We start from the raw sequence: 22,169 nt of genomic DNA, 5'->3' as shown, positions 1-22,169 counted from the left end.
CAAGCCCGCTCCCACCGGGGTATAGCAGCCCTTGGTGGGAGCGGGCTTGCCCCGCGATAGGTTACAACGCGCCAAACACCTTCTTGGCCAGCCCGGTCGCTGCCGCGGCCGGATTCTGGCGAATGCTTTCTTCCTGCTTGGCGATCATTTCGAACAGGCCATTGAGCGCCTGCTCGGTCACGTAGCCTTCGACATTGGCATTCTTGGCATCCAGCACGCCCAAGGTCGCAGCCTGCCCGGCAAAGCTGTTGTACTGCTGGGCCAGACCCACCTGATCGGTGGCCTTCTTGACGATTGGCAGGAACTTGGCGCGGATCTGCTCGCGGCTGGTCTTGCTCAGGTACTGGGTAGCCGAGTCGTTACCGCCGGCGAGAATGCCCTTGGCATCATCGACAGTCATTTTCTTCACGGCATCGACCAATAGCGCCTGAGCCTGAGGCACCGCAGCCTCCGCAGCCTGGTTCATGCTGGCCTCCAGCTGGTCGACCTGGGCCCCCATGCCGAACTGCTTCATTTTCTTCGCCACTTTGCCGAGGCTACCCGGCAGTTCGATGCGCACCTCCGGGTTACTGCTGAAACCACCGGGCGTACCCAGTTGTTTCACGGCAACCTGGGCGCCTTGGGTCAGGGCGTCTTTCAGACCGCCAGTGGCGTCTTTCTGCGACAGGTCGCCGAGCGACAACGCCAGCGCGCTGGCCGACAGCAGCAGGCCGGCGCACAGGCCGGTGAAGGTGAGAGCGGGGCGGAACATGGCAGCATCCTTATCAGTGGTCAGAACGGGCTATCAGCGAACGGCATCGACCTTGATGCGCAGCGACTGCTGGTCGTTGCCATCAAGCGTTACGCCATGGTGTTCGGTGTTGATGAACAGCAGCTTGCCGTCCAGTTCGATCCGCGCGCTGATCGCGTAGCGATGGCCAGGCTTGACCTGGGCCGGGTCGTAAGTCAGGTGGAAAGGCAGCGGGACGTTGCCCTTTACCGGGCCATTCTGGCTGGCCAGGGTCACTGCCGGGGCATCCATCAGCGAAACGTCCTGCAGGCTGACGCTCAACGTGGCGGCAGGCGGCAGGGCAATACGCTGCAGGTAGAAGACTTCGCCGTCGAGGCTGGCCTTGGGCGCTGGCGGGTTGCTGCTGCAGGCGGCGAGCAGGCTGCCAAGCAGGATCAGGGTCAGTTTTTTCATCACTAGCTCCTTTAAACCGGGGATTCGGTGGTGTCTTCACTGCGGTGCAAGGCCACCTGGCGGATCGACAAACGTACCTCTGCCGACAGCACGCGCTTGGCCGCCCCTTCGGCCAGTTCGCTGAGTTTTGCGTGGTAACCGAGCTTGCCATTGGCATCCGGGCGCAGTACGCCTTGCTCGATCTGGGTCTGGATAAAGTGGCGGAACAGGGTTTTGTCGAAGAACTCCGGGGCGTTGAGGCCATGCAGGATCGACAGGCGCTGGGCCATGATCACGCACAGGTCTTCCAGCTCTTCGGCGCTTAGCGTGTGCTGGCCGCTGTTGAGCAGCAGCGCAGTGGCCATGTAGAAGCGCTGCAGGGTCTGGGTGATGGCCCGGGCCAGCAGGGTCAGCAGCACGAACTGGCGCGAGCTTGGCGCCGGGCGCAGGTACACGCCGTTCTCGTAGCGCAGCAGGCCCTGTTCGACAAAGGCGTCCAGCCACTGGTCGATGACGGCGTCCAGTTCTTCCAGCTCCCAGCGGATGAACAGTTCTGATTGCAGGTACGGGTACAGCGCCCGGGTGTACTGCAGGATCAGCTCGCGGCTCATGCGCGAGCTGCTCTGGAAGAAACTGGCCAGCAATGCCGGCAGGGCAAAGATGTGCAGGACGTTGTTGCGGTAATAGGTCATCAGCACCGCATTCTGTTCGTCCAGGTACAGAATCCGGCCCAGCGCGTCGCTTTGCTCGGCCAGCAGGCCCATGCCTTTGACGTGGCTGATCAGGGCCAGGCCGTCACCTTCCGGCAGGGTGGTGTGCGGCGAGTAGGGTACTTTGCGCAGTAACGCCAGGTACAGGTCCAGGACTCGCGCCAGGGCACGCTCATCCAGGGCCAGGCGGCTGGTCGAGAGCAGCGCCAGGGCGACCAGGTTGACCGGGTTGATCGCCGCCGCCTCATTGAGATGACGCGCGACCTTTTCACCCAAACGCGAGGTGGTTTCGTTGAGCCAGGCCGGACGGAATTGCGGGGCATGAGTCTGTTCGCGCCAGCCGGGCTGCTGCTGGTCGAGGAAGGCGCCGAGACGGATCGGTTCGCCGAAGTTCACCGCCACCTGGCCGAAGCGCTGTTTGAGCGCGCCGATGACTTTGAAGATGTCGAAGATCGACTCTTTCTTCTTGCTCGCGCCACGCAGCTCACCCAGGTAGGTGCGGCCTTCAAGCACGCGTTCGTAGCCGATGTACACCGGTACGAAGACGATCGGCGTGCGCGATGAGCGCAGGTAGCTGCGCAGGGTGATGGCGAGCATGCCGGTTTTCGGTTGCAGCATGCGCCCGGTACGCGAGCGGCCGCCTTCGACGAAGTACTCGACCGGGAAGCCCTTGGTGAACAGGGTATGCAGGTACTCGTTGAACACCGCGGTGTACAGCGGGTTGCCCTTGAAGGTGCGGCGCATGAAAAACGCCCCGCCGCGGCGCAGCAGGCCACCGATCACCGGCATGTTGAGGTTGATCCCGGCAGCGATGTGCGGCGGGGTCAGGCCATTGCGGAACAGCAGGTAGGAGAGCAGCAGGTAGTCCATATGACTGCGGTGGCAGGGCACGTAGATGACTTCGTGACCCGGAGCGATGCCCTGGACCTGCTCGATATGGTTGACCTTGATGCCGTCGTAGATCTTGTTCCAGAACCAGCTGAGCACCACCTCAAGGAAGCGGATGGCGGTATAGGTGTAGTCCGAGGCGATCTCGTTGCCATAGCGCAGGGCCTGGGCCTCGGCCTTGGCCAGGGGGATCTTCTCGCGTTCGGCCTCGTCGGCGATGGCCTGACGCACCAGCGGATCGTGGACCAGGCCTTTGACCAGGTTGCGCCGGTGCGAAATGTCCGGGCCGATGACCGCGGTCTTGAGGTTGCGAAAGTGCACGCGCAGCATGCGCTGGGCCATGCGCACGGTACGTTCGTGGCCTTTGTCGTGCTCGACCAGCTCGCGCAGGTGAATCGGCGCCGAGAACTGCACGCGGGTCTTGCGCCCGAGGATCAGCACGGTCAGCAGCCGGCGCAAACGCCCGGTCACCGCCCAGCTGTCGGCAAACAGCAGTTTCCAGGGGCTGGACTCACTGGCCGGCGACTGGCCCCAGAACACGCTGACCGGAATGATCTGCGCATCTTCCTCGGCATGCTGGCTGATCGCACTGACCAGCCGCGACAAGGTCGGCGGGGCGCCACGTTTGTCCTGACGGCCAAGCCAGTCGGGCTCGGGGGTCAGGTAGAAAAACGCGGCGGGTTCCTGCAGGGTACCGACGGCTACCGGTAACACCGGGCGCGGCAGTCCGGCCTTGCTGCATTCGCGATCGAGTACCGCCAGATCGGTCAACGACGGCGATTGCAGGGCATAGAACACCGGTCGGCTGCGATCCAGGTTCAGGGTAAAGGACGACTGGTTGATGGTCTCGGAGCGAACCCACAGGTACAACAGGCGACGCAGGGCGCCAAAGATCAGGCGGCGCAGGGGGGAACGGGTCATACAGTGTGTGCTCTGGGTGAGTTTTTCGAGTAATTGCTCAGCCGGTTAGTGTGACGTATCTGCGCATGTTCAGCAAAATCTCGGGCCGTCATAAAAAATATTTCAAGCCTGACATATACTCGGTCCGCAGCTTGCAGGCGTAATCCTCAAGCTGCGTCGGCGGGGGAAGGTGATCCTCCGCTTGCAAGGCGATTCCAAAATAAAAACCCGGAGTAGTGCAGATGTCGTCTCGTGAGACTGGAAGTGTAAAGTGGTTCAATGACGCCAAAGGTTATGGCTTCATTCAGCGTGAAGGTGGCGCCGATGTGTTCGTTCACTACCGTGCCATTCGCGGTGAGGGGCATCGCACCCTGATCGAAGGGCAGCAGGTCGAATACAGTCTGACGCAGGGCCAGAAAGGCCTGCAGGCAGAAGATGTAATCGGCCTGTAAGTGCCGGGCCACGGGCCTTGAGCCTGGGCCCAACAGCGAAAAGGCCCGTCGCCGGACGACCGGGACGGGCCTTTTCGTAGAGCCGGCTTCAGCTGGTACGCCAGGTGATTTCCTCTTCACCGTCGGCACTGATGCGGATCCAGCGATCGGCATCCTCTTCACCTTCTTCCTCGACCCAGCTGCCCGGTGCACAACGTACTTCGACGTTCAGTGCAGCGAAGGCGGCGCGCGCGCAGGCGATGTCGTCATCCCACGGAGTCTGGTCGCTCTCCAGGTAAAGACTGTTCCATTTGCCTACAGCCTTCGGTAACCAGGTAACCGGAATGTTACCGGCCTTGCACTTGTAGGTCTGGCCTTTCTGCTGCCAGTCGCTGCAAGGGCCCAGTGCTTCGGTGAGCCAGGCAGCGATCTGTTTATGGTCGACGTCGGCGTCTTTGAGGTAAATCTCGATATCGGGTTGGCGCATGGGGGGCTCCGGGTGTGCTCAGTCTTGGCGCACGAAGTAATCGTAACGCATCGATACCGTGACCTCGAAAGGCTCGGCCTGCTCGATGACGCGGGCGCGTTTTTCTGCGCTGGCACGCCAGCCATGAGGGGTCATGGCCAGCAGGTCGGCGCGGGACTTGCCATCGACAAGGCTCAGGCTGAACTTCAGGGTTTCGCTGTGGGCGTGCTGCATGCCGGCCGGGACCAGCGCCAGGTGCTTGTCGTCGGCGTAGTCGCGCACTTCATCATAGAGCTTGTGACGCAGCTCGATCAGGTGCTCGTTGGTCGGACCAACGCGCATCAGGCCGCCACCCGGGGCGAGCAGGCGCAGGGCCTCCTGCCAGTCGAGAGGGCTGAAGACACTGGCGAGGAACTGGCAGCTGGCATCGGCCAGCGGCACGCGGGCCATGCTCGCCACCAGCCAGGTCACTGCCGGATTGCGTTTGCAGGCACGTTTGACCGCCTCGCGGGAGATGTCCAGGGCATAGCCGTCGGCTGCGGGCAGCGCCTCGGCGATCTGCGCGGTGTAGTAGCCCTCGCCGCAGCCGATATCCAGCCAGCGCGCAGGGGCGCGCTCGGCGGCCAGTTCAGCCAGGCGACGGGCGACCGGGGCATAGTGCCCGGCATTGAGAAAGTCGCGGCGGGCCTCGACCATGGCCTGGTTGTCGCCCGGGTCGCGGCTGTTCTTGTGCTGCACCGGCAGCAGGTTCAGGTAACCCTGGCGGGCCCGGTCGAAACGGTGCCCGGCCGGGCAGGCGACACCGTTGTCGACCGCACTCAGGGCTGCGCTGCAGAGTGGGCAGGTGAGCATCAGGCGAGCAACCGGGTCAGGGTCTGGTAGTAGATCTCGGTCAGCACATCGAGGTCACTGGCCAGAATCCGCTCGTTGACCTGGTGAATGGTGGCGTTGACCGGGCCCAGTTCGACCACCTGAGTGCCGAGGGTGGCAATGAAACGGCCATCGGAGGTGCCGCCGCTGGTCGACGCTTTGGTTTCGCGACCGGTGACCGCCTTGATGCTGGCCGACACCGCGTCGAGCAGGTCACCCGGCTCGGTCAGGAACGGCAGGCCGGACAGCGCCCAGTCTACGTGCCAGTCCAGCTGGTGCTTGTCGAGGATCGCCGCGACACGGGCTTGCAGGCCTTCGACGGTCGACTCGGTGGAAAAACGGAAGTTGAACAGCGCCGTCAGCTCACCCGGCACGACGTTGGTAGCGCCGGTGCCGGAGTTGAGGTTGGAAATCTGGAAGCTGGTCGGCGGGAAGAAGGCGTTGCCTTCGTCCCAATGCTCGGCGGCCAGTTCTGCCAGCGCCGGGGCGGCCAGGTGGATCGGGTTCCTGGCCAGGTGCGGATAGGCCACATGGCCCTGCACGCCGCGCACCGTCAGCTTGGCGCCGAGCGAGCCGCGACGGCCGTTTTTGACCACATCGCCGACCAGGCTGGTGCTCGACGGTTCGCCGACGATGCACCAGTCCAGGCGCTCCTTGCGCGCGGCCAGGCGTTCGATGACGGCCTTGGTGCCGTGGTGGGCCGGGCCTTCTTCGTCACTGGTGATCAGAAACGCGACCTTGCCGCGATGGTTCGGGTAATCGGCGACGAAGCGCTCGGTGGCCACGACCATGGCCGCCAGGCTGCCTTTCATGTCGGCCGCGCCACGGCCACAAAGCATGCCGTCGGCATCGATCAGGGCATCGAACGGATCGTTCTGCCAGGCTTGCACCGGGCCGGTGGGGACTACGTCGGTGTGACCGGCAAAGCACAGCACCGGACCTTCCTGGGTGCCGTGGGTGGCCCAGAAGTTGTCGACGTCTTCGATACGCATCGGCTCCAGCATGAAACCGGCATCGCCCAAGCGCTGCATCATCTGTTTCTGGCAGTCGGCGTCGACCGGGGTTACCGAGGGGCGACGGATCAGGTCGCAGGCCAGTTCTAGGGTAGGCGAGAGGTCGGCTGGGGCCGTCATTGAAGGAACTCCGGGGGCAAGGCAGGGCACGAATTCGAGGGGCGTTATCTTATAGCAAATCGATCAGATGAGGGTGGCCGGTGGGAACCAGTCCCCCGGTGGGAGCGGGCTTGCCCCGCGATGCGATGTGGCTGGCAGATCGCAATCGCGGGGCAAGCCCGCTCCCACCAGGGGGTAGTTCAGGAGGCCTGGGCGGGCTGGGCAGCATCCACCGGCTTGGGCAGCGACGACAGCATGGCCATGATCAGCGCCGCCAGGTACGGCAGCGACTGCACCAGCAGCATGGTCACCCAGAAGCGCATGTCATTGCTCGGCAACCCCTGAACCAGGTAGATGCCAGCCGCAGCACTCCACAGCAGCAACATGATGAACAGCTCTTCGCGGGCTTCGGAAAGCGCCACCAGCAAACCATGGCTGTCGGCGTTCTTCGGCGTGCGGAAGAACGGAATGCTGCTGGTGAAGAAGCCGTACAGCACCGCCTTGGCAATGGTGTGCGACAGGGCAAGACCGGCCAACGCCGCGGCAAAAGCGTCCTTCAGATTGACCCCGACCGCGCGGCGGTAGAGGAACACAATCTTGCCGACCTTGAACACGAACAGCGCCAGCGGCGGAATGGCGAAGATCAGCAGCGGCGGATCGACCCGATGCGGCACGATGATCATCGCCGCCGACCAGAGCAGGGCGCCAACGGTGAAGAAGATGTTCATGCCATCGGCAATCCACGGCAACCAGCCGGCCAGGAAGTGATAGCGCTGGCCACGGGTGAGCTCCGAGTCTTTGCCGCGCATCAGGCTGGCGGCATGGCGCTTGATGATCTGGATGGCGCCGTAGGCCCAGCGGAAGCGCTGCTTCTTGAAGTCGATGAAGGTGTCGGGCATCAGGCCCTTGCCATAGCTCTCGTGGGAGTACGCCGCCGAGTAGCCTTTCTCGAACACTCGCAAGCCAAGCTCGGCATCTTCACAGATACACCAGTCAGCCCAGCCCAGCTCTTCGAGTACCGAACGCCGGGTCATGGTCATAGTGCCGTGCTGGATGATCGCGTCGCGGTCGTTGCGGGTGACCATGCCGATATGGAAGAAGCCCTTGTATTCGCTGTAGCACAGCTTCTTGAAGGTGCTTTCGTTCTGGTCGCGATAGTCCTGCGGCGATTGCACCACGGCGATCTTCGGGTCACTGAAGTGCGGGACCATGTGCTTGAGCCAGTTGCGGTCCACGCAGTAGTCCGAGTCGATCACCGCGATCACTTCGGCATCCTTGGCGGTGTGCGGGATCAGGTAGTTCAGCGCGCCACCCTTGAAACCGGCCAGGGGCGAGACGTGGAAGAACTTGAAGCGCTCGCCGAGCATCTCGCAATGCGCCTTGATCGGTTCCCAGACCGCCGGATCCTTGGTGTTGTTGTCGATGATCAACACTTCGTAGTCCGGATAATCCAGCGCCGCCAGGGCGTTGAGGGTCTGTTTGACCATCTCCGGTGGTTCGTTGTAGCACGGCACATGCACCGAGACTTTCGGCCGGTAGGCGCTGTCGGCCTGGACCGGCAGGAATTCGCGGCGGCGCTTGTGAATCCACACCGCCTCGGCCAGTTCATGGGCTTCGGTCAGCAACACGATAAACACCCCGAGCGCGCCGAGTGCGAGCAAAAAGCCCACGGTCAGGCTGAACCAGGTGCTGTACTGCTGGCTGTAGTCGTAGCCGATCCACACCAGCACCGAACCGCAGAGGAAGGCGATAAAGGTCAGGAAGGTGCGGCCACGCTGACGCAGGGCCGAGCCGTCGATCAGCAGCAGGGTCAGCGAGAGCATCGCCAGCACCACCGAACCCACCGCCAGCACGCGCCACTGCGGAATGGCCACTACCGGGCCTTCGAAGTTGAATTTTTGCTGGCGGGCGGCGTTGAACACGCCCCAGTAAGCGCCGACCGAGCCTTCGTCGCTGGCCTTCCACGGCTGGTCATAGGCTTCGATGACGAAGTAGTTGTACCCCTGGCGGTTGAGCTTGTTGACCAGGGTACGCAGGTAAATGGCCTGGTCGGCCGGGGTGGCGTCGGCACCGCCACGCATGCGCCCGTTGCTGGGCCAGCCGACTTCGGAGAGCAGCAACGGTTTGCGCGGGAACAGCTGTTTCAGGTCGCGGGCACGGTCGAGGACGAACTGGCCGGCATCCTTCATCGGGATGAATTCCCAGTACGGCAGGATATGCGCGGCCACCAGGTCGACGTGTTTGGCCAGCTCCGGGTGCTCTTTCCAGATGTGCCACTGTTCACTGGTGGTCACCGGTACTTTCACTGCGGCGCGCACCCGGTCGAGGTACTGGATCAGCGCTTCGGGGGTGATTTCTTCACGGAACAGCGCTTCGTTGCCGACCATCACCCGCACGACACTGCGCGAGCTGTTGGCCAGTTCGATGGCTTTCTGGATTTCCCGCTCGTTACGCTCAAGGTCCGGGCTGATCCATACCCCGAGGGTCACCCGCAGGCCGAACTCCTCGGCCAGACGCGGAATATCGGCCTGGGTGCCTTCGACGGTATAGATACGAATACTGTCGGTCAGCTTGCTCAGTTGTTCGAGGTCCTGGCGCAGTTCGTCCTCGGTCGGGTATTGGCCCTTTTGCGGGCTTTCTCCGAGGCGGAACGGCGAGTAGGAAAAGCCGGAAATCTGCTCCGGCCAGTCAGGGGCGGAAACCGGGCGGTTGATCAGCGCCCAGAACCCGGTGAATAGCGCGGCGATGGCCATGACTATCACCAGGTTGATACCAAATTTACGCGATGACATAGATAGTTCGGGTTCCGAAAGGTAGACCGGGCAAGCGCCACAGGGCGTGGATCCTGCTCTGTGTCCGCCTATGCTGTGTAGGAACAGGCTGGCGGCAAGGGTTAGATTGTCTTCAGGTGTTGAAGTTCTTAGGCCCGTGCTGTTGTCGTCCAGGACTAGGGATTGCCTGGCACATTAAAGCAGGATTACAACCGACTTTACTAATTCGTACAGGGTGACTGGTCCGAAGCAGGATGGCATCGGGCCTCAACAGGCCTATAATGCGCGCCGGTTTTTTCGGGGTATGGCCATGAGTACAGATGATCCACGCTTTGCCGGTGTTGCCCGGTTATACGGTGACAGCGGTCTGCAGCGCCTGCGCGAGGCCCATGTGGCGATCGTCGGCATTGGCGGTGTCGGCACGTGGGCGGCTGAAGCCATGGCGCGTAGCGGCGTCGGCGAAATCTCGCTGTTCGACCTCGATGACGTCTGCGTCAGCAACACCAACCGCCAGTTGCATGCCATGGAAGGGAATATCGGGCGTGCCAAGGCCGAGGTCATGGCCGAGCGCCTGCGCGCGATCAACCCGGCGTGCAAGGTGCATGCGGTAGTGGACTTCGTCACCAAGGAAACCCTGCCCGAGTACATCGGCGAGCACATCGACTGTGTGATCGACTGTATCGACAGTGTCATGGCCAAGGCCGCGCTCATCGGCTGGTGCAAGCGGCACAAGGTCACCATCATCAGCACCGGTGGTGCCGGCGGGCAGATCGACCCGACACAGATCCGTGTCGCCGACCTGAACAAGACCTTCAACGACCCGCTGGCTTCGCGGGTGCGTTCGACCTTGCGCCGTGATTACGGCTTTTCCCGCACGGTGACGCGTAACTACAGCGTGCCTTGCGTGTTCTCTACCGAACAGTTGCGCTATCCCAAAGGCGACGGCAGCGTCTGCCTGCAGAAAAGTTTCGTCGGTGAGGGCGTCAAGCTCGACTGCTCGGGTGGCTTTGGCGCGGTGATGATGGTGACGGCGACCTTCGGCATGGTCGCCGCCAGCAAAGCGGTGGAAAAACTGGTGGCCGGCGCTCGCCGGCCCTCCGAGCGCAAGGCTCAGGTGCCCGCGGCCAGCTGAGCCATGCGCTGCAGCACGGCGTTCAGGCCATTGCTGCGTGAGGGCGAGAGCTGGCGGCCGAGGCCCAGCTGGTTGAACCAGCCGGGCAGGTCCAGTTGCTGCAGCTCGCTGCTCGACAAACCCTCGACCCGGATCAGCAGCAACGCCAGCAAGCCACGAATGATCCGCGCATCGCTGGCACCTTTGAAGCGCCACTGACCGTCCTGCTGTTCGGCCACCAGCCAGACCTGGCTTTCACAGCCATGCACACGGTTGGCTTCGGACTTTTCTGACTCGCTCAAGGGCGCCAGACGCTCACCCCATTGCATCAGCAAGCGCGCCCGTTGCTCCCAGCCCGATGCCTGTTCGAAGCTGTTGAGCGCGTCCTGGGCGTTGACCGGCAGGCTCATCGCAGCAGCTCCAGGGCTTGATCCAGCGCCTCGAAGAAGCATTGCAGGTCGTCGGAGTCGTTGTACAGCGCCAGGGAAACCCGAATCGCGCCGTCCAGCCCGAAGCTTTTCAGCAGCGGCATGGCGCAGTGGTGTCCGGCACGCACGGCGATGCCTTGCTCGGTGAGCATATGGGCGAGGTCGGCATTGTGTACCCCTTCGACCACGAAGCTGGCCAGGGCCAGTTGCGGTTGACCCAGCAGACGAATGCCTTCGCGATCGTTCAGGCCGCGCAACAGGCTGCGATGCAAGCCCGCTTCATGTTCGGCAACAGCGTTCGCATCGAGCGAGGCGAGGTAGTTGAGGGTTGCGCCCAGGCCGATGACGCTGGCGATGGGCGGGGTGCCGGCTTCGAAGCCCAGCGGCGCAGGGCGGAAGCTGGCGTTGTGGTAATCGGCTTCCTGGACCATCTCGCCACCGAACTGCCAGTGGCGCAGGCGTGCCAGCGCTTCAGTGCGGCCATAAAGCACGCCGACACCGTCCGGGCCGTACAGTTTGTGGCTGGAGAACACGTAGAAGTCGCAGCCCAGTTGCTGCATGTCCTGGCGGCCATGCACTACGCCCTGGGCACCGTCGACCACGGTCAACGCACCTTGGGCATTGGCGTGGGCCAGCAACGGCGCCAGCGGTTGCCAGGCTCCCAGCACGTTGGACAGCTGGCTGACCGCCAGCAGGCGGGTGCGCGGGCCAATCAGCTGCAGGGCCAGCTCAAGGTCGATCAAGCCGCGGTTGTCCAGCGGCAGAATCACCAGCTTGAGCTGACGACGCTGGGCCAGTTGCTGCCAGGGCAGCAGGTTGGCGTGGTGCTCCAGGGCGCTGATGGCGATTTCATCGCCCGCTTCGAACAGCCCTTCAAGACCGTAGGCCAGCAGGTTCAACGCCGAGGTTGCGCCATGGGTGAAGACGATCTGCTGGGTATCGGTGGCGTTCAGCCAGCCAGCGACTTTTTCCCGGCTGCGCTCGAAGGCCTGGGTGGCCAGCGCACCGGGAAGGTGTTGGGCGCGGTGCACATTGGCAGCACCGTGACCGTAGTAATGGCTCAAGGCATCGAGCAGAAGTTGCGGTTTTTGCGTGGTAGCAGCGTTGTCCAGGTAGGTCTGGTGCTGCCGTTGCAGAGCGGCGATGGCTGGAAAATCAGCGCGCCAGGGGGAAGGCTGGAACATGATGGTCGGACCTGAAAATCGGGCCTGGCGTTAGGCCAGACCCGATGGTACCACTTAGTTGTGGGCGTGCAGCGCTTCGTTCAGCTCGATGGCCGACTTGTGGGTCTTGCATTCCACTGCGCCGTTCAGCGAGTTGCGACGGAACAGCAGGTCGGTCTGGCCGGCCAGGTCGCGGGCCTTGACGACCTTGACCAGCTGGTTGTTCTCGTCCAGCAGGTTCACCTTGGTACCGGCAGTGATGTACAGACCGGCTTCGACGGTGTTGCGGTCGCCCAGCGGAATGCCGATACCGGCGTTGGCGCCGATCAGGCAGCCTTCGCCGACCTTGATGACGATGTTGCCGCCACCGGACAGGGTGCCCATGGTCGAGCAACCGCCGCCCAGGTCCGAGCCCTTGCCGACGAACACGCCCGCCGAGACGCGGCCTTCGATCATGCCCGGGCCTTCGGTGCCGGCGTTAAAGTTGACGAAGCCTTCGTGCATGATGGTGGTGCCTTCGCCGATGTAGGCGCCCAGGCGCACACGGGCGCTGTCGGCGATACGCACGCCGGCAGGCACGACGTAGTCGGTCATTTTCGGGAACTTGTCGACCGAGAACACTTCCAGCAGCTCGCCCTTCAGGCGCGCTTCCAGTTGCTGCTCGGCCAGCTCGGCCAGGTCGACCGCGCCCTGGCTGGTCCACGCCACGTTTGGCAGCAGCGGAAAGATCCCGGCCAGGCTCAGGCCGTGCGGCTTGACCAGACGGTGCGAGAGCAGGTGCAGCTTCAGGTAGGCTTCCGGGGTCGAGCTCAGGGCGGCGTCTTCGGCCAGCAGGGTGGCGACCAGCGGCTTGTTGCTTTCGGCCAGGCGGGTCAGCAGGGCGGCCTGGGCGGCATCGACACCCTTGAGGGCATCAGCCAGCTGGGCGGCTTGGGTGTTGCTGAAGGCAATGGCCTGATTGCCGCCTTCATAACCCAGCACCGGGGTAATCGCGGCAACCAGTTCGGCGCTCGGGTTGATCAGCGGTTGCGCGTAAAACACTTCCAGCCAGGCACCTTGGCGGTTCTGGGTGCCGACACCGAAGGCCAGGCTGAACAGAGTAGTGGACATGCAGTTTCCTCTTGCGAATTTGATTGAAAGCGTGGCGCCGCGTTATTGCAGGGCGGCTGCGTACAGGTCCGGCTTGAAGCCGACCAGGGTCCGTTCGCCGAGGTCGAGCACCGGGCGCTTGATCATCGACGGTTGAGCCAGCATCAGTTCGATGGCCTTAGCCTGGTCGAGGTCGGCTTTCTGGGCGTCTTCGAGCTTGCGGAAGGTGGTGCCGGCACGGTTGAGGATGGTTTCCCAGCCGTGCTCGTCGCACCAGCGGGTCAGGCTCGCTCGGTCGATGCCTTGGCTCTTGTAATCGTGAAAGTCGTAACCCAGGCCTTTGTCTTCCAGCCAGGTACGGGCTTTCTTCATGGTATCGCAGGCCTTGATTCCATAAAGGCGCAATGGCGTGTCGCGGTTGGTCATGTCTTGCCCCTCCTGGGAAAAATGGTCAAGGATTATGCCATGGTCAACCGCTCAGGGTGGGTCTTGGCACATCACTTTGTAGCATTGTGTTACAGGTTTCGGCAGCCTCTGCGACTTTTGTGCAGCGGTGCGTCAGCAGCCTGAACAGCTACTATGTCGTTTCGATGGCAATGTCCAGAATGGGCAACGCATGCGCCATTGACTGTCTGAATTGAAAGGAACACGCCGTATGCAATCAGCCTACACCGTTCTCATCCTGCTGATGCTGGTGAGTGTCTCCAAACTTGTCGGTCGCCTGATCCCGTTGCCGTTGCCACTGGTGCAGATCGCCGCCGGGGCCTTGCTGGCCTGGCCGACACTGGGGCTGCATGTCACCCTGGACCCGGAATTGTTTCTGTTCCTGTTCCTGCCGCCGCTGCTGTTTGCCGACGGTTGGCGCATGCCCAAGCGCGACCTCTGGCGCTTGCGTGGTCCGATCCTGACCCTGGCGGTGGGGTTGGTGCTGTTCACTGTGGTCGGTGCCGGTTACTTCATTCACTGGATCCTGCCGAGCATCCCGTTGCCGGTGGCCTTTGCCCTGGCGGCGGTGCTGTCGCCAACCGACGCCGTCGCGGTGTCGGCGATTACCCAGGATCGTTTGCCAACCCCTTTGATGCATATGCTTCAGGGTGAGGCGTTGATGAACGACGCCACAGGCCTGGTGACCTTCAAGTTTGCCCTGGTCGCGGCCATTACCGGCGCGTTCTCGCTGGCTCAGGCCAGCCTCACTTTCGTGCTGGTCGCCTTGGGTGGCCTGGCCATCGGTGTCGCCCTGAGCTGGCTGGTAGGGCGTTTGCGCGCGTGGATGATCGCCCGCGGCTGGGACGACCCGGCCACCCATGTGGTGTTCATGTTGTTGCTGCCGTTTGCCGCCTATGTGCTGGCCGAACGCCTGGGCGCTTCCGGGATCCTTTCGGCGGTGGCTGCCGGGATGATGCAGAGCTGGCTCGACCTGCTACCGCGCCAGACCAGTACCCGCTTGCTCAATCGCAGTGTCTGGTCGCTGCTGGAATTCAGCTTCAATGGCCTGATCTTCCTGCTGCTGGGCCTGCAGCTGCCGGACATTATCAAGGCGGTTACCAGCCATGAGGCGTCGTTGTGGCCGACCCTGGCGTGGCGTTGCCTGGGTGTGCTGGCGATCTTCGCGGTGCTGGTGGTGTTGCGCTTCGTCTGGGTGCAGAGCATCTGGCGCTTGATCGGGGTGATCCGCCGCTGGCGCGGCAAGGAAGACCTGGTGCTGGTGCCCAACGCGCGTTCCTGCTGGCTGCTGACCCTCGGTGGGGTGCGCGGGGCTGTGACCCTGGCGGGTGTCATGTCGGTCCCGTTGCTGATCAGTGCGGGTACCGCGTTCCCGGAGCGCGACCTGCTGATCTTCATTGCTGCCGGGGTGATCCTGCTGTCGCTGGTGTCGGCCTGCGTTGCCTTGCCACTGCTGTTGCGCGGGGTGACGAAGAGCCCGGATGACAAATTGCGCCAGGAGGCCAAGGACGCCTGGCGACGCACGGCTGAAGCGGCTATTCATGCCCTGGAAGCCGAAGACCTGGCCGAGCCGGGCGCGCCCCAGGACGCGGCCCAGGCGGCGTTGGCCGCAGAACTGAAGGCGCGGCTGATGGCCGAATACCGGCATCAACTGGACAGTTTCAACGACAGTGCCGAGGCCCAGGCCCTGGCCGAGCAGATGGACCAGCTGGAGCGCCGCTTGCGCCTGCGTGCATTACGGGCTCAGCGCCTGGAGTTGTACAAACTGCACCGCCACCACCAGGTCGGTGACGATGTGGTGCGTCAGGTGCTGGGTGAGCTGGACATGAGTGAGGTGAATCTGGGGGCGATGAAATAGGCTGCAGGTGTTCATCGCGGAACTAGCCGGCACAGGAACTGGGTGCTTGCTCCGCGATGGTAGTACTCACGTCTGCGGGTAAGCCAAACGCATGAACTCCAGGTCTTTTTCGCTGAGCTCCAGGTTCTGGCCAACTTCCCACTCACCATCGGTCACATCTTTGGGGATGGCGTAATGCATGATCGAAGTCTGATCGTAAGCTGTTTTTCTTAAGGCGACATTGTCTAGCTTTTTCAGCATTTGCTGCCTGACGTCAGTCTCGCTCCAGCCAAGCTCGGTCGTGTACTTGCGCATGACCGCCTCCTCGTTCCAGGGGATGTCCGCATCGGGGTGTTGATGCTCATGCTCGGCCCCCAGGGCGTGACCGAACTCATGCAGTACGGTGCACTCGAACAATTCATGGCCAAGTGGAACGTTCAGACTCATTGTGTCATCGTCATATGCCAAGGCATCGGTGCCGATGTCGGATTCGTTGCGCAGCGCGTACGGTCCGGTGAGGACTCTGATCTGCGCTTTCTTGTCATCGTCTTCCGCGAGATCCAGATCCAGGTTCGCACCGGAAAGGTCCAGCCATTGAGAGGCTGCTTCGAATATGGCCATTTTCAAGCGTCTGTCTGGTGCGCCAATAAACGAAACCCAAAGGGTTCGTCCTGGCTGCCAGAGCCGCCTGACGGCACCCAGCGAGCGCTTGCGTCGATTGCCTGAGCCCCCGCCGGAGGCATTCAGTGGGTTTTCGGCTATCGCCAGTTCACGGGAGCGTAACGGATCTACGCGGTATCGGCAGCGGGGGAGGATCAGCTTGCTCATGGGTAAACTCCTGTTGAGGTGGAACTCAGAGCTTCCCATCCGTGTCAGGTCGCCATGTGGTAATTAAAGCTAGGCGAGGCGACACCCTGAGAGGGGGGGCTCGCGCTGGACAGGAGGAGCGAACCTGGGTGAGCTCAGGTAGTGCAATCAGTCGCTTGGGTAGGCCATGCGCATGAATGCTTTGTCCTTGTCACTGATCTGGCTGTTGATACCCACCTCCCAGTCGCCCTGGGTCAGCGCCTGGAGAACGGGATAGTGCATGATCGAATGCCGGTCATAAGGCAGTTTGCGCAGGCTGCTGTTTTCAATTCTGGCCAGTACATTTTCATCGACCGTGGCTTTGTCGATGCCCTTGGCTGCGTAATGTTCATAGACCTTGGGGATATCCCAGGGAATATTGGCATCAGGGTGCTGGTGTTCGTGCTCTGCACCCAGAGCATGGCCAAACTCGTGGATGACCGTGCGTTCAAAGCTCTCCATATCCGGCGTAACGCTTAGCACCATGGAGGCCCCGGCGCTGGTCAGGGCGTCGGTTCCGTACACCGAGTAATTCAGCTCAGGTGTGCCACCGGTGTAGATCTTGATCTCGCTGTTGTCATCGTCGTCTGCGACCAGCTCGAAGCTCAGGTTGACGTAAGGCAGCCACTGGCAGGCAGCGGCAAAGATGGCTTGCTTGAGGGCTGCTTCGGGTTCGTTGACGAAAGTGATGCGCAAGGTGCGCCCCGGCGACCAGAATTTGTCGAAGTAGCCGATGGAGCGTTTACGGCGATTGCTCTGCCCCTTGCTTGCGGCATTTGCGGGGTTCTCACGCAGCGCTGCTGCGTGGGACAGGTGAGGGGCGGGATGGCGTGGGCAATGGCAGATCATGAGCTCGGTCATGGGCAGACTCTCTTGAAGGATGGAAACCGGAGTATTCGCATCGGGAAGGTCTGCCGGGCACTAGATATGTAGTGTCTGCCGTATTGCCTGATCTGAAGGGCGCGACACCGTGGCGGCACGGTGTCGCGGGCCTGTCAGCGCGAAAGGAACTGACGAATTCGCTCGGCTGCTTCGACGCACTCAGCCAGCGGAGCCACCAGTGCCATGCGTACGCGCCCGGCGCCCGGGTTGACGCCATCCACTTCACGGGACAGGTACGAACCTGGCACTACGGTTACGTGCTGGGCTTCGAACAGGCCGCGGCAGAACTCGGCATCGTCACCGGGCACTTTGGCCCACAGGTAGAAGCCACCGTCCGGACGCTGGACATCAAGTACCGGCGCCAGAATCTCCAGCACCGCATCGAATTTCTCACGGTACAGGTCCCGGTTGGCTAGCACGTGCTCTTCGTCGTTCCAGGCGGCGATGCTCGCCAGCTGGGTCTGCACCGGCATGGCGCAGCCGTGGTAGGTGCGATAGAGCAGGAACGGCTTGATGATTTCAGCGTCACCGGCGACGAAGCCCGAGCGCAGGCCCGGCAGGTTGGAGCGCTTGGACAGGCTGTGGAACACCACGCAACGCTTGAAATCGCTGCGGCCCAGTTCCACGCAGGCGCTGAGCAGGCCTGGTGGCGGGCTTTGCTCGTCGAAATACAGTTCGCTGTAGCACTCGTCGGCGGCAATCACGAAATCGTATTGGTCGGCCAGGGCAATGAGCTTCTTCAGGGTTTCCATCGGCACCAGCGCGCCGGTGGGGTTGCCCGGGGAGCAGATGAACAGGATCTGGCAACGCTTCCAGGTCTCGGCCGAGACGGCGTCGAAGTCCGGGTTGAAGCCGTTGCTGTCCAGGCATGGCAGGTAGTGCGGGGTGGCGCCGGCCAGCAGCGCTGCGCCTTCATAGATCTGGTAGAACGGGTTCGGGCTGATGACCAGGCCGTCCGCGTCACGGTTGACCACGGCCTGGGTAAAGGCGAACAGTGCTTCGCGGGTGCCGTTGACCGGCAGCACGTGTTTGTCGGCATCCAGCCAGCCGCTCGGCACACCGAAACGGCGCTCGCACCAGCGGGTGATGGCCTGGCGCAACGCCGGCAGGCCAACGGTGGTCGGGTACACGGCCATCTGCTGGAGATTGTCTGCCAGGGCCTGGGCGACGAACGCCGGCGATTCATGCTTGGGCTCACCGATCGACAGGGCAATGGCGCGCTTGTCGGCGGCAGGCTGGACGCTGCCGAGCAAGGCGCGAAGTTTCTCGAACGGGTAGGGCTGAAGCTGAAGCAAATCGGTGTTCATCGGCGCTGGGTCTCGTCAAACGTTAAAAGGTCAGGCGGGAAACGGTGGTTGCGGCGGCCTGGTCGACGCGCAATTGCTCGACGATGGCATCCTGCAGGCGGCTGCACAGTTGTGGGTCGGACAGCGGCTGGTTGTCGGCGTCGGTGATGAAGAACACGTCTTCGACGCGTTCGCCGAGGGTGGCAATCTTGGCATTTTGCAGCGACAGGTCGAACTCCAGGAAGATCTTGCCGATCCGCGCCAGCAGGCCCGGGCGGTCGGGAGCGCTGAGTTCGAGGATGGTTACCGGTCGCTGGGCGTCGTTGTGAATGGTCACCTGCGGGGCAAAGGTGAAGTGCTTGAGCTGGCGCGGTACCCGGCGTTTGATGATGGTCGGGTAATCGTCAGGATTGCGCAGGGCGTCGGTCAGGCCGTCGCGGATATCCTTGACCCGCTGCGGGTTGTCGCCGATCGAGCCGCCGTCGTTGTCGAGCACGATGTAGGTGTCGAGGGTGAACTGGCTGCTGGAGGTAATGATCCGCGCGTCATGGATGTTCAGGTTGAGCTGGTCCATGGCCGCTACGGTCACGGCGAAGAAGTCGTGCTGGTCGGGCGCATAGATGAAGATCTGCGTGCCGCCTTCGAACTCGCGCTGGGTGGTTTCCTTGATCAGCACCAACGGGCCACCGTCGGCCGGTTGCTGGAGGATGGCATCGGTGTGCCAGGCTACGTCGGCGGCGGTGTGGCGCAGGAAGTAGTCATCACCCAGTTGCGCCCAGAGTTGTTCGACGTCGTCCGGGTCGGTGCCTTCGCGGATCAGGATGTCCAGTGCCGCGCTCTGGGTCTGGCGGATCTGCTCTTCGCGGTCCAGCGGGTTTTCCAGGCCACGGCGCAGGGCGCGCTTGGTCTCGGTGTAGAGCTGGCGCAACAGGCTGGCGCGCCAGGAATTCCACAGGCTCGGGTTGGTGGCGTTGATGTCGGCCACGGTCAGTACGTAGAGGTAGTCCAGGCGGGTCTCGTCGCCCATCTGCAGGGCGAAGTCGTGGATCACTTGCGGGTCGGAAAGATCCTTGCGCTGGGCAGTGGTCGACATCACCAGGTGATTCTGCACCAGCCAGACTACCAGGCGGCTGTCCCAGATCGGCAATTGGTGACGCAGGCAGAACGCCTGGGCATCCACGGCGCCGAGCTCCGAGTGGTCACCTTGGCGGCCTTTGCCGATGTCGTGGTAAAGGCCGGCCAGGTAGATCAGCTCGGGTTTGGGCAGGCGGCCCATGAGCTTGCTGGCCAGCGGGAATTTCTCCGACACCGGTGTGTACTGCAGTTTACGCAGGTGCTTGATCAGGTTCAGGGTATGCGCATCGACCGTATAAATATGAAACAGGTCATGTTGCATCTGCCCGACGATCAGGCCGAATTCCGGCAGGTAGCGCCCCAGAATGCCGTAGCGGTTCATGCGCCGCAGATTGCGATGGATGCCTATCTCGCACTTGAACAGCTCGATAAACAGGCTGGTATTGCGGATATCGTTGCGAAAGTCGTCGTCGATCAGATGCCGGTGTTCACGTAGCAGGCGAATGGTATCGGCGCGCACACCTTTGACTTCCGGGTGCTGGGCCATCAATACGAAGATTTCCAGCATGGCGAACGGGGTGCGCTTGAAGACGTTTGTGCGTACCGCCTCGATATAGCCGTCATGCAGCTGGAAGCGCGCATTGAGCGGCTGGGTGCTGCCGCTGTCGTCGTCGAGAATGATTTCTTCAAAGTGCTGGATGATCAGGTCGCTGAGCTCGGCGATACTCATGACTACCCGATAGTACTGCTGCATGAACTGCTCGATGGCCCGTTTGGGGTTGTCATCGCTGAAGCCGAGCAGGGCGGCAATACTGCGTTGGTGATCGAACAGCAGGCGGTCTTCGGCGCGGCCGGCGAGCATGTGCAAGGCATAACGGACCTTCCACAGGAACTCCTGGGAGGAGGCCAGCAGGGCGTTTTCGCTCTCCAGCAGGAAGCCTTCGCCCGCCAGGGCGTGCAGGTTCAGGGTGCCGTACTGACGACGGGCGATCCACAGTACTGTCTGGATATCGCGCAGGCCACCCGGTGAGCCTTTGACGTTGGGCTCGAGGTTGTATTCGGTGTCGTTGTACTTGTGGTGCCGGGCCTTTTGCTCGGCGCGTTTGGCCAGGAAGAACTCTTTGCTCGGCCACATGTGCGCAGTGCTGGTGACCTCCAGCATGCGCTGGCGCAGGCGTTCGGGGCCGGCAATGGTGCGGCTTTCCATCAGGTTGGTGACAACCGTGAGGTCGGCGCGCGCCTGTTCGGCGCACTCATCGACCGAGCGCACACTCTGGCCCACTTCCAGGCCAATGTCCCAGAGCAGGGTCAGGAAGCGTTCGATCGAGTCGCGAAACACTTCGTGATCGGCGCTGTCGAGCAGGATCAGCAGGTCGATGTCGGAGTGGGGGTGCAACTCGCCCCGGCCATAGCCGCCGGTTGCCACCAGGGCGATATCGGCCTCATCGCTCCAGTCGAACTGGTTCCAGGCCTGTTGCAGGATGTTGTCGACGAACCAGGCGCGGTCCTCGATCAGCCGGCGGATCTCGCGGCCGTCGCGAAAGCGCTTGTCGAGCACTTCGCCCGCCTGGCGGATGGCCTTCTTGAAGGCTGCGATAGGGCTAGCCTTGAGGGCCCGTTCCGCCTGGAACTGGCCGCGGTCGAACAGCTCGGGATCCACCTGGGGCATCGAGTCACTTTCCTGTGTGAATCAGGCTGACATACGGGGAATGGTGTCGTCTTTACGCAAAGTGAAGATCTCATAACCGGTCGCGGTCACCACCAGGGTGTGTTCCCACTGTGCCGAGAGCTTGCGGTCCTTGGTGATCGCGGTCCAGCCGTCGCCCAGCACCTTGGTGTCGGCACGGCCCTGGTTGATCATCGGCTCGATGGTGAAGGTCATGCCTTCCTTGAGCTCCATGCCGGTGCCGGCGCGGCCGTAGTGGAGGATTTGCGGCTCTTCGTGGAACACCTTGCCGATGCCGTGGCCGCAGAACTCGCGGACCACCGAGAAACCGTTCTTTTCGGCGTGTTTCTGGATCACTTCGCCGATATCGCCCAGGCGGCAGCCCGGCTTGACCAGCTCAATGGCCTTGTACATGCATTCCTGGGTGACCTGCGACAGGCGCTCGGCCCACACCGGCACGTTGCCGACATGAAACATGCGGCTGGTGTCGCCGTGGTAGCCGTCCTTGATGACGGTGACGTCGATGTTCAGGGTGTCGCCATCCTTGAGCGGCTTGTCGCCGGGGATGCCGTGGCACACCACATGGTTGACCGAGGTGCAGATCGACTTGGGAAAACCCTTGTAGTTGAGCGGTGCCGGGATCGCCTTCTGGACGTTGACGATGTAGTCGTGGCACAGGCGGTCGAGCTCTTCGGTGGTGACACCGGGCTTGACGTGCTCTTCGATCATCTCCAGGACTTCGGCGGCCAGGCGGCCGGCGATGCGCATCTTTTCGATGTCTTCGGCGGTTTTGATGGTGACGGTCATTGCAGGCTCTCTACGGCGCATTACTGCGCAAAAATTCGGAGGAAAGGCCGGATTCTACCAGAGCGGCGCCCACTAAGGCGGCTATGGCTCTGATACAGCCTTTATATAGAGGCATTCTGGCGCGATTAGTGTTGCGGTGCAAAAGCCTGTGACGGACGATGCTATTTCGGGTTCCGTTTAGCGCGCTGGTGTGATATAAAATGCGCCGCTTTGCGGGGATAGCCCC

Annotated in this window: 19 protein-coding genes; 3 read left to right on the top strand and 16 right to left on the bottom strand. The window is 62.4% G+C overall.

The annotated features are described in order from the left end of the window. Nucleotides 1-61: 61 nt before the first annotated feature. The 3 genes from NPS47_RS07545 to plsB are packed head-to-tail and all read right to left on the bottom strand — an operon-like array spanning nt 62 to nt 3,681. On the bottom strand, nt 62-751 hold the full coding sequence (locus tag NPS47_RS07545; protein ID WP_274294361.1) for a DUF4197 domain-containing protein: 690 nt from the start codon (nt 749-751) through the stop codon (nt 62-64). Between the two features lie 33 nt (nt 752-784). Continuing rightward, nucleotides 785-1,183, bottom strand: coding sequence for a YbaY family lipoprotein (locus tag NPS47_RS07540; protein WP_274294360.1), 399 nt, complete (start codon nt 1,181-1,183; stop codon nt 785-787). A gap of 11 nt (nt 1,184-1,194) precedes the next feature. Further along, nucleotides 1,195-3,681, bottom strand: coding sequence for a glycerol-3-phosphate 1-O-acyltransferase PlsB (gene plsB, locus NPS47_RS07535; RefSeq protein ID WP_274294359.1), 2,487 nt, complete (start codon nt 3,679-3,681; stop codon nt 1,195-1,197). 221 nt (nt 3,682-3,902) lie between these two features. Here plsB and NPS47_RS07530 point away from each other — a divergent pair, with 221 nt between their 5' ends. Continuing rightward, on the top strand, nt 3,903-4,112 hold the full coding sequence (locus tag NPS47_RS07530; protein WP_028942973.1) for a cold-shock protein: 210 nt from the start codon (nt 3,903-3,905) through the stop codon (nt 4,110-4,112). A gap of 88 nt (nt 4,113-4,200) precedes the next feature. Here the strand turns inward: NPS47_RS07530 and NPS47_RS07525 are convergent, their stop codons facing one another. The 4 genes from NPS47_RS07525 to NPS47_RS07510 form a co-directional block, all read right to left on the bottom strand. Then, nucleotides 4,201-4,578: a hypothetical protein gene (locus tag NPS47_RS07525; protein WP_274294358.1), complete on the bottom strand. Its 378-nt coding sequence runs from the start codon at nt 4,576-4,578 to the stop codon at nt 4,201-4,203. Nucleotides 4,579-4,596: 18 nt separating this feature from the next. Then, nucleotides 4,597-5,409 carry a putative RNA methyltransferase gene (locus NPS47_RS07520; RefSeq protein WP_274294357.1) on the bottom strand — a complete coding sequence of 271 codons (813 nt, stop codon included), beginning with the start codon at nt 5,407-5,409 and terminating at the stop codon, nt 4,597-4,599. Beyond that, nucleotides 5,409-6,560, bottom strand: a complete 1,152-nt coding sequence (gene dapE / locus NPS47_RS07515) for a succinyl-diaminopimelate desuccinylase (protein ID WP_274294356.1) — start codon at nt 6,558-6,560, stop codon at nt 5,409-5,411. Before dapE ends, NPS47_RS07520 begins: the two co-directional genes overlap by 1 nt. Before the next feature lie 179 nt (nt 6,561-6,739). Next, nucleotides 6,740-9,331, bottom strand: a complete 2,592-nt coding sequence (locus NPS47_RS07510; protein WP_274294355.1) for a glycosyltransferase — start codon at nt 9,329-9,331, stop codon at nt 6,740-6,742. Nucleotides 9,332-9,620: 289 nt separating this feature from the next. Between NPS47_RS07510 and tcdA the strand changes: the two genes are divergently transcribed. Beyond that, on the top strand, nt 9,621-10,442 hold the full coding sequence (tcdA, locus tag NPS47_RS07505; RefSeq protein WP_096335716.1) for a tRNA cyclic N6-threonylcarbamoyladenosine(37) synthase TcdA: 822 nt from the start codon (nt 9,621-9,623) through the stop codon (nt 10,440-10,442). Here the strand turns inward: tcdA and NPS47_RS07500 are convergent. Genes NPS47_RS07500 through NPS47_RS07485 form a run of 4 tightly spaced genes read right to left on the bottom strand, consistent with a single transcriptional unit; the run spans nt 10,421 to nt 13,527 of the window. Continuing rightward, nucleotides 10,421-10,831, bottom strand: a complete 411-nt coding sequence (locus NPS47_RS07500) for a SufE family protein (protein WP_274294354.1) — start codon at nt 10,829-10,831, stop codon at nt 10,421-10,423. The two genes, tcdA and NPS47_RS07500, sit on opposite strands and share 22 nt — an antisense overlap. Continuing rightward, on the bottom strand, nt 10,828-12,033 hold the full coding sequence (locus tag NPS47_RS07495) for an aminotransferase class V-fold PLP-dependent enzyme (RefSeq protein WP_274294353.1): 1,206 nt from the start codon (nt 12,031-12,033) through the stop codon (nt 10,828-10,830). Before NPS47_RS07495 ends, NPS47_RS07500 begins: the two co-directional genes overlap by 4 nt. A gap of 54 nt (nt 12,034-12,087) precedes the next feature. Next, the gene (dapD, locus tag NPS47_RS07490) at nt 12,088-13,122 is read right to left on the bottom strand and encodes a 2,3,4,5-tetrahydropyridine-2,6-dicarboxylate N-succinyltransferase (protein WP_274294352.1); all 1,035 of its coding nucleotides are present in this window, start codon (nt 13,120-13,122) and stop codon (nt 12,088-12,090) included. A 42-nt stretch (nt 13,123-13,164) separates the two neighbouring features. Further along, complete coding sequence (locus tag NPS47_RS07485) at nt 13,165-13,527, bottom strand: ArsC family reductase (protein WP_274294351.1); 363 nt, start codon at nt 13,525-13,527, stop codon at nt 13,165-13,167. Nucleotides 13,528-13,756: 229 nt separating this feature from the next. Here NPS47_RS07485 and NPS47_RS07480 point away from each other — a divergent pair, with 229 nt between their 5' ends. After that, nucleotides 13,757-15,403: a Na+/H+ antiporter gene (locus NPS47_RS07480; RefSeq protein WP_274294350.1), complete on the top strand. Its 1,647-nt coding sequence runs from the start codon at nt 13,757-13,759 to the stop codon at nt 15,401-15,403. A gap of 66 nt (nt 15,404-15,469) precedes the next feature. Here the strand turns inward: NPS47_RS07480 and NPS47_RS07475 are convergent, their stop codons facing one another. The 5 genes from NPS47_RS07475 to map all read right to left on the bottom strand — a co-directional run bounded on the left by NPS47_RS07475 (nt 15,470) and on the right by map (nt 21,943). Then, the gene (locus NPS47_RS07475; protein WP_274294349.1) at nt 15,470-16,210 is read right to left on the bottom strand and encodes a M12 family metallopeptidase; all 741 of its coding nucleotides are present in this window, start codon (nt 16,208-16,210) and stop codon (nt 15,470-15,472) included. A 147-nt stretch (nt 16,211-16,357) separates the two neighbouring features. After that, a complete protein-coding gene (locus NPS47_RS07470; protein ID WP_274294348.1) occupies nt 16,358-17,089 on the bottom strand; it encodes a M12 family metallopeptidase in 732 nt (243 codons plus the stop codon). A gap of 134 nt (nt 17,090-17,223) precedes the next feature. Further along, a complete protein-coding gene (dapC, locus tag NPS47_RS07465; RefSeq protein WP_274294347.1) occupies nt 17,224-18,417 on the bottom strand; it encodes a succinyldiaminopimelate transaminase in 1,194 nt (397 codons plus the stop codon). Between the two features lie 22 nt (nt 18,418-18,439). Beyond that, nucleotides 18,440-21,139, bottom strand: coding sequence for a [protein-PII] uridylyltransferase (locus NPS47_RS07460; RefSeq protein ID WP_274294346.1), 2,700 nt, complete (start codon nt 21,137-21,139; stop codon nt 18,440-18,442). 21 nt (nt 21,140-21,160) lie between these two features. After that, nucleotides 21,161-21,943, bottom strand: coding sequence for a type I methionyl aminopeptidase (gene map / locus NPS47_RS07455; RefSeq protein ID WP_038614013.1), 783 nt, complete (start codon nt 21,941-21,943; stop codon nt 21,161-21,163). Between the last annotated feature and the right edge of the window lie 226 nt (nt 21,944-22,169).

Origin of the sequence: Pseudomonas putida, from assembly GCF_028682475.1 — a bacterium.
Lineage (GTDB): Bacteria > Pseudomonadota > Gammaproteobacteria > Pseudomonadales > Pseudomonadaceae > Aquipseudomonas > Aquipseudomonas putida_AG.
Note: the sequence above shows the minus strand (reverse complement) of the source record. Positions and strands in the feature narration are given on the sequence as shown.